General features: G+C 27.2%; 8 protein-coding genes. All 8 read right to left on the bottom strand.

The features are described from left to right. Positions 1 to 380: 380 nt before the first annotated feature. Positions 381 to 1,136: a 3'-5' exonuclease gene (locus Q9968_RS09455; RefSeq protein ID WP_305515794.1), complete on the bottom strand. Its 756-nt coding sequence runs from the start codon at positions 1,134 to 1,136 to the stop codon at positions 381 to 383. Then, positions 1,031 to 2,848, bottom strand: coding sequence for a UvrD-helicase domain-containing protein (locus Q9968_RS09450; protein ID WP_305515797.1), 1,818 nt, complete (start codon positions 2,846 to 2,848; stop codon positions 1,031 to 1,033). The genes Q9968_RS09455 and Q9968_RS09450 overlap by 106 nt, the downstream gene beginning before the upstream one ends. A gap of 198 nt (positions 2,849 to 3,046) precedes the next feature. Then, positions 3,047 to 3,634, bottom strand: a complete 588-nt coding sequence (locus tag Q9968_RS09445) for a hypothetical protein (RefSeq protein ID WP_305515792.1) — start codon at positions 3,632 to 3,634, stop codon at positions 3,047 to 3,049. Between the two features lie 451 nt (positions 3,635 to 4,085). Then, positions 4,086 to 4,298: a hypothetical protein gene (locus Q9968_RS09440; protein ID WP_305515790.1), complete on the bottom strand. Its 213-nt coding sequence runs from the start codon at positions 4,296 to 4,298 to the stop codon at positions 4,086 to 4,088. A 10-nt stretch (positions 4,299 to 4,308) separates the two neighbouring features. Further along, the gene (locus tag Q9968_RS09435) at positions 4,309 to 5,046 is read right to left on the bottom strand and encodes a hypothetical protein (RefSeq protein WP_305515788.1); all 738 of its coding nucleotides are present in this window, start codon (positions 5,044 to 5,046) and stop codon (positions 4,309 to 4,311) included. A 1-nt stretch (position 5,047) separates the two neighbouring features. Beyond that, positions 5,048 to 6,355, bottom strand: coding sequence for an AAA family ATPase (locus Q9968_RS09430; protein ID WP_305515786.1), 1,308 nt, complete (start codon positions 6,353 to 6,355; stop codon positions 5,048 to 5,050). Between the two features lie 164 nt (positions 6,356 to 6,519). Continuing rightward, positions 6,520 to 7,020 carry a hypothetical protein gene (locus tag Q9968_RS09425; protein WP_305515784.1) on the bottom strand — a complete coding sequence of 167 codons (501 nt, stop codon included), beginning with the start codon at positions 7,018 to 7,020 and terminating at the stop codon, positions 6,520 to 6,522. A 79-nt stretch (positions 7,021 to 7,099) separates the two neighbouring features. Next, positions 7,100 to 7,909 (bottom strand): pseudomurein-binding repeat-containing protein, encoded by an 810-nt coding sequence (locus Q9968_RS09420; protein ID WP_305515782.1) that lies wholly within the window; start codon positions 7,907 to 7,909, stop codon positions 7,100 to 7,102. Positions 7,910 to 7,993 lie beyond the last annotated feature (84 nt).

The following is a 7,993-nucleotide window of genomic DNA, read 5'->3' as shown; positions in this document are numbered from 1 at the left end:
ATTTTCAGATAAAGGTCTATTTGAGCCGTATGTATCGAAAGATACACGTACGGTTCTCGAGAGGGTGCGGATGAGTAATCATCCAATCCTATCTAACTATTTTTCATGAAATAATTCTTAAGATAAGTCCTTTATATTGCATTAAACAGTTTTAAAAAGTTTATTTTGAATAGTTTAATGTTGCTGTTAATTTAAAAAATAAAAAGAGTTAACATTAATTGTTAACTTGAATATGAATCTGTGAAAATCCAACTTGGATTACATGCTATGAGATATCCATACTGCAGCAGGATTAGAGTTAATCCAGTTTCCACCAGCATGAACTGTTTTAAAGAGCAAATTTCAACAATTAATTATAAATGTAAATATTTCTTTTTAATTTAATATTCCTCATCCAAATTTATCCTTTTTGTTTGTTTACATCCGTTTTCACGATTTAAAGTACATATTAATTTATTTTTTTTATAATCCCTAATTAAAACACCCTCACAATCAGGATTAGGGCATTTCTCAAGGAATATATAATCTTCTAAATCTCCCCAATAAGGCCCACCATTATAATGAAAAGAATCATCAAGATGATTACTACACCTAATATATTTTGTTCCAGATTCATTGTTTCTAACAACCGTTATCTTCCCATCATTACAGTTAGGACATTTTATATCAGTTTCCCTATAATCAAATGGTTCATTTGATTTATGTTGTCTATAAAAATTTCTTTCAAGATTTTTATCTATACGTAGATATAATTGTTTAACTTTATATTTGTTGGATAACTCCTCAATGAAAACGGACTCTTTATATGTTGGAGCCAATAAATAAACATTGTTTAATGTCCTTGTTAATGCAACATATAATAATCTTCTTTCTTCAGCATACTGGCATTTTTCTTTTTCTTTTAGGAAACGAAGAACAGAATCATCTTCTATTTTATTTGGAAAACCATTTAATTTATCTTTAAAATTAAGAATAATAACATCATCATATTCTAAACCTTTTGCGGAGTGTATAGTCATGAATCTTATATTTAACTTTCGATTCTGCAGACAAGTAATCTTATCAGTATACTCATAGGATTCAAAAATATTATTTTTATTTGTGAATTCATTGATATCATTATTGTTACGGCCCAACAATAAGATTCTGCTTTTTGGATTTCTTTTAGCAATATGAGAATAATCGAATATAATTTCAATACTTTATTACTTTTAGGATTAAGAGAATAATAAACAATATTTATAGGATTTGGATTATTTCGCTTTTTAGATATTAATTTCTTTTTTTCCTGTTTTTCATTTTTCATGATAAAGTCTGAAGAAATACGATTGAGCTTATCATAATTTCTTCTATTTTCTTGGAGATTGATAAACTCCGAATAAGGGAAATACTTATCAAAATCAATGAATAAATTTAAGTCAGAACCATTGAATTTATAAATGGATTGCCAATCATCACCAACAACAAATAATTTAGCATCAGTAATCTTCTGAAGGCTTTGCAACAATAATGATCTAATTGGATTGATATCCTGATACTCATCAATGAATATATACTCATAAGATGCTGAATATTGGTTAGTTTGAATCAGCTCCAATGCCAGACTAACTTCACGATTATGGTCTATCCTTTCACCATCATTTGATTCATAATAAATATCATAAATATCACGTACAATATCTAAGAATAATTTTTGCCTATTTCTCTTATAACCGTCACTTTCAGATTCATTCAATTTCATAAATGAATCAAATTGATTTTTCTCTCTATTCTGAGCTTCAAATATATTTATGAAACTTCTTATTAACTTATTGAAATTATCGAAGTCCTCAACTTTATTTGTTTTGCGTAAAACATCCAATATTTCTTTAGGGTCTTTTCGACCAATGGTAACTTCATTATCTCTTAATATCTCTTCTAACTTTTTTTCAAGTATACCATCTTCCAAATAACAATAATAAGTTTTGATTAATTTTGTTTGATGTAGTTTATGATATTTTATTTTACGTTTGATTTGAGGTTCATAATCTTTTCCAAGCCATTTTTCATTATCTCTGTGACCAATACCAAAATGTTCTAAGTAAATGTCTTTTTCTGGAAGATAAAAGTCAGGCACATATGTTTTCCAGGAATATTCAGAAATAAACTCATTAAACCATTCCTTTTGTAAATCTAGACTAATTAATGAAAATGAGTTTCCAGAATATAAAAAGCGTTTAACAATCTCAATAAGTTTTGATTTATATTCTTTCCCATAAACGTAATCAATATCATGTCTAAATAGCCAGTTAGCTATCATCAATTCGCCAATACTATCAACTGTTTCTCCTTGCATGGTGTATTTTGCACCAGATTCATAAAATTTTTTTCGTAACGTTTTTAAATCTCTTTCATTTTCATAATCCAATAATTCATTATAATTATTAATGTCTTCTTTATCCGCAGGCGAATTAATATAATAACTGAAGTAATCTATTAATCTGGTTAATTTTTCATCATCCACCAGATCTTTTGAATAATTAATTACTATATCTTTTAATAGATGCCTATTGGTTTTTCCTTTTTCAATACCGCATTTTCTTGCAACCCTTCGACAAAATTCATGAAATGTGCAAGCTTCGACTTGATTGTCTTCATCACGATTTTTATTAACTTTCTTATTCAAATCTTCAGCACCATCACCAGTATAACATAAACATAAAATCTTTTTTGGTGAAACCCCTCTCTTTTCAATTAAATAATTAACTCTATTTTGAATTGTGAATGTTTTTCCAGTACCTGCACCCGCATTAACTTTCACATTCTTTTCATCAATGACAATAGCTCTTCTTTTATTTGGATCAGTTATATCTTTAAAAATTCTGGATTATTGTTAATTTCATCATCCAATAATCTTTCATTTAATTTTTAATTCTATTAGGTTTTTCGTCACTTAAATTCCTATAATTGATTAAATCTTTATAATACTGAATGAAACTTTTTAAATTTGGAAATTCTTGATAAATTTTATTTTTTAGAGAAATAGGAAATTTGTTCAATTTAAATGTTAATTCATAAAGTGATTTGAATCTGTTGATAATCTTTTCTTTTTCGAATAATTTAAAAATCCATTATTTCTTAAATCATCACCAAATTGATTTAAAAGATTATCTTTACTTTTAATTTCATTTTCAATAACTATAATTTGTTTAATATCTTTTAAATGTGAATAATAATCCTTAAATAAAGCAATTTCTCGATACTGTGATAAAACCTGATAGTCTTTTAAAATTTCATCATAGATTTTCGAATATTCCTCTTCTAATGAAACCATTTCAGAAAAACTTTTATTGTTAAATAATTTAACTTCTGCAATCAAAGAATCTATTTGTCTTTGTTTTTCCTGTCTTTGTTTTTGTAAACGTTCATTTTCTATTTTAAGTTTTCGAGCCCTTATTTCAGCTTCTTTTCTCAATCTTTCCTGTTCTTGTTTTTTTCTTCTTTCTTGTTCTTCCCGTTCCTTTTTCAATTTTTCTTCTTTTTCTTTTTGTTTTTTTAATTTTTCTTTTCTTATTCTTTCTTTCTCTCTTTTTTGTAGTTTTAGTTCATTCTCTTTTTTTATTTGTATTTTATAACTCTCTTCATATTCATCCATCAATTTATACAAACGAACATTCTGAATTTTAATGATTTTTTCATTTGTCCTGCCAACAGATTCATTATTTGAATTTAAAATCTTTTTTATGTCCTTTGAAGAGCAGTTAGTTAAATCATCCTCATCAAATGAAATTTCTAATAATTCATCGACAATCCTATTTTTTAAAACTTTTTCTCTTTCAAAATTAAGAGTTGGATCTAAATCAAGAATATAACATAAATCGTCACGTTGAAAATCTTTTAATTTTGTTTTGATTAATTTTTTACGATTTTTAATATTTGCTTTTGGCTTTTCAATGACAATATTCCTAGTTTGAATATTTTTCTCATTAGCTAATGATGTAATATATTTGATAACTAATTTTACTTCAACATAATAGGGTTTATTGAAAAGAATTTTTCTTTTAAATATTCTTTATTTTCGTTATTGTACTTTTTTACATCTTTAATCATGTCAAACAATTTTTAGAAACAAATTTGTATTTCAATCCATGATTGACTTGATATAACAAATCTAATAAAATAAATAGTGCATCATCTTCAGAAATGGAATTATTTCTAATATTATCTTTTAATGTTAATTTAAAATCGATTACTCCATTAAAATCAATTGTGACATAATCTCTGCAGATATTTTTTATTACTTTCTCTGAAATAGGCACATAATCACCATTAACTCAATATTTCATTTTCTAAAAAGTCATCGAAAAATGAACGAGGACAAATTTCATAATTGTCAATAATATTGCCACTTTTTAATCTTTCAAAATGATTTTCCAGACCAGTACTCATACTCTCCATTCTTTCTTTATGTCGATTATATTTTCCATTTTCAGTATAAGTGCTTACGAAAACATACAAATTCTTTTCAACACAATCCAAAAATTCTTCTATTTCTTTTTCATCAACATCAGAGTCATATTCTTTATATAATTTTGGAATAACAATCTTTATTGATTCAATAGGTTTTAAGATTAAAGTATGTTTTACACTATCCCCATAATATTTTCTGATCTTATTTAAATCTTTTTTATATTTACATACACATTTTAATTTTTTAGGCTCAGCATACATTTCATTGACCAAATTAGTCAACAAGTCTTCTGCATCAGGATCATCCAAATTATGGAATTTAAACTCGATAAAAAATAATGATAAGGTTCCATCGGGATTTTCTTTATAAAAAAGAGCATCTGTAGTTTTTGGAAGATTTAAACTTAAAACATCACTTCCTTTCGCAATATCATCTAGAGAATACATTCTAAAATCATTTTCAATTAATGCATCTTGGTTTCCGGATTTCTTTCTTGAAATCTCAGTAATAGTGTCATAGAATTTGTTATTTCTATATTTTTTGTCATTAAATGTGTTAAGGAAATCTATGAATTTGTCATTTGTTATTTCAGACATTTTAACACAACCTATTTAAATCTTCTTTTAATCTTAATTGGTCCACAAGTTTATAAACATTTCCAAGATTATCATAAACCTTATACAACTCATTAGATTCAATTTTTGTGAAATTATATTTTCCAGGTATTTCTGATTCTTCAGTTAAATAATAATTTATTGAATCTTCGAAGTCATAGGTTTCACTGAACACATCCATAGCTTCAATAAACAATGGACTATGTGAATTAAGATATATTGTTATATTAAGTTCTTTTGCAAGGAGGACTAATATTTCTGCAAACTTAAATTGCCAATCTGGATGAAGATTTACTTCAGGTTCATCAAAGATTAAAAATGAATTCGGTTTTAATTCACCATTAGCTAACAATAATTGAATTATAGCTATTTGTTTTATTCCTGATGCTGCATCAGTAATTGCAAGAGAATCAACTTCAGTTGTTTTGTCTTGAATAAATGTAAATTTATTGTTCACAAAAGTAATCTTTCCATTAATTATCTCTTTAATTTTTTCTATTACTTTCAATAATCTTTCATCAGTTATTTCTTCCAAATCTTCTTGATTATCAAACATTAACACTTTAGTTATATAACCTGCATGGTGGTAATCGGTTCTCCATGGAGCATGTGTTTCAAAAAATGAAAAGGTATCAATGTAAATTACATCTTCTGAATTGAAATAACCATTAGCCGAAAAAGCATTATCTGAATCAAAATCATTATCTTTTAAATTAATATTTATATCAAATTCATCTCCATTGACAATCCCATTAAATGCTGAATTGAATTTTAGATTTTTCCTATTGAATTCAGAGGATAAAAAGTCTTTTAAAAGTAGGATTGTTAACTTATCTTCTTCAATATGAATTGTAGTTAGAATATCATCAATCTCTTTAATCATTCCTTTAATACGTTCATTGTCATTGTTTTCATCATAATATCTGTTATAATCAATTTGTATTTGGTGAAATTTTTCTTCCACTCTTAATTCATTAAATGGGATTACTTTATCATTATTGTCAGACATTCCAAATTCCCGAACATCTTTTAAATAAACAAATTCCGGTTGATTAACATGTAATGCCAAATATATATTATTGATTAATGAATCAATCTGCAATCTAGAATGTTCTAATGCAAAATCAATTCTATCATCCATGTTTGATTTTAAAAAGCAATATAAAAGTTTACTTGTAGTTGATTTACCTGTTGCATTATTACCACCAACAACATTAATTTTATTTAAATCAATATCGGCTTTATTAATTGGTCCAAAGTCATTTATTTTAATATTTATTTTATTTTCCATGAAAAAATCCCCATATAACACAAATGCAAATTTGTTATTGATATAATATTGTGTTTAAAAAAATATATAAATTTCCTTTAAAATTAATATATGATAACCAGTACCACTTTTCCTTTTAATTTAATCATTAACATTAATAATTATTAACCAATAGAAATTGGAAATTATCTGTTATTTTTCCAATTATATAATTTATTGGCCGTATCTCTTCTTGTTTCATTGAATTGATATTGACCTTCATCACCATAACTTGCAAAATGATGTGACTGGACAAAATCACCACAAGAATCACTTGGCCCGTTTGTTGGATAACCTCTACGACAAACCATTCCATGAGCTGCACCATATGGACTAACGCTCCAATAAGTACAGTTTAAACAAATACTGTCCCCATTATCTATCATTGAATCATAATCAGGTTCTTCAAAATCATAATCATCATCAAAACTTATATCTTTACTATAAACTGCATCTTCTTTACGTACTGATTGACTGCATGTATAACAATAATATTCATCACACAAATCTCCTAACTCATCACCACAGGTAGGGCATGTAGCAACAATAACTTCATCTTCACTAAACATTCCTCCACCACATTCAAGGCACAAATATCCACCAATTACATCATCTAATTCGGCACCACACTTTGGACATATCTTCATATAATCACCAACAATATTATATTGTGTGTAATTTGTTTATAAAGATTGATGTTAAAACAAAAAAGAGAAAGTAGTTATGTTAACTACTATAAAGATCTGTAAATATCCATGATGGATCATATGCTATAAGATATCCGTCTTCACACCAGAGAGTTCTGACATTTCCAGAAGTTGTATCAGCCACTGCAGCAGGGTCTCTATTGATCCAGTTACCTCCAGTATGTTTCTTATGCCTTAATCTCAATCTGATATGACCGGTTCCGGATACTCTACATTTAACGTGGACAAATTGCACATCATAGCCTAAAGATTTAGCTATTCTATAATAAACTTGTCCCCAGTCAACACAATTGGAACCTTTGCCCTGACTGGCATCATTGATTGTTTTCTTGTCTGTCTTTTGAGAATCGAAATATTTGCTGTATAATTTCTTCTTTGCTATAATAGCTAATGCTTCATCAATGGTGTTTCCTTTGAAGTTGAATGCTTTGACAAACAGTTTCATTGTTGAATCTTTGTAATCTGGGAGTGTTGACATTCTGTAGACTATTGCAGGAAGTCTTCCGTTTGCCCTGATGTATGCTTCGACTCTTATGGCCATGTCCACATATTCAGCTTTATCAATTTGAGTTCCATTTTTCAAGGTTACATAATTAGGAAGAAAATCCAATGACTTGTTGTCTTTAATAGCTGCCATAACATACATTGCAACTAGCTTATCGTTTCCAAGCTTTTTAACTTTCTTTTCTATATCTTTACAGTTACCTTTTAATGTTAATATTTGGTAATAGTCACGTTTCCTATACTTCTTTTTATTTTGGACTAGCCAGTGTGAAATTGAATTCATTGCTTGGCAAAAACTTGTCCAACTAATATTATCATCTGACATATATTAGGCTCTTTCAAAAACTTTGTTGATTTGAAATTTTTTGATGAAAATTAGTTTGGAATTTTTAATTTTGTCTAAAAATAG

This window comes from Methanobrevibacter sp. V14, assembly GCF_963082475.1.
In the GTDB taxonomy this organism is placed as follows: domain Archaea; phylum Methanobacteriota; class Methanobacteria; order Methanobacteriales; family Methanobacteriaceae; genus Methanocatella.
This window is presented reverse-complemented; position numbering and strand designations above follow the sequence as displayed.

What these genes read in the sequence shown, in the direction of transcription:
- Q9968_RS09445 (WP_305515792.1), bottom strand. Translation starts at nt 3,634, where the DNA reads ATGGATGAATATGAAGAGAGTTATAAAATACAAATAAAAAAAGAGAAT.
- Q9968_RS09435 (WP_305515788.1), bottom strand. Translation starts at nt 5,046, where the DNA reads ATGTCTGAAATAACAAATGACAAATTCATAGATTTCCTTAACACATTT.
- Q9968_RS09430 (WP_305515786.1), bottom strand. Translation starts at nt 6,355, where the DNA reads ATGGAAAATAAAATAAATATTAAAATAAATGACTTTGGACCAATTAAT.
- Q9968_RS09425 (WP_305515784.1), bottom strand. Translation starts at nt 7,020, where the DNA reads ATGAAGATATGTCCAAAGTGTGGTGCCGAATTAGATGATGTAATTGGT.
- Q9968_RS09420 (WP_305515782.1), bottom strand. Translation starts at nt 7,909, where the DNA reads ATGTCAGATGATAATATTAGTTGGACAAGTTTTTGCCAAGCAATGAAT.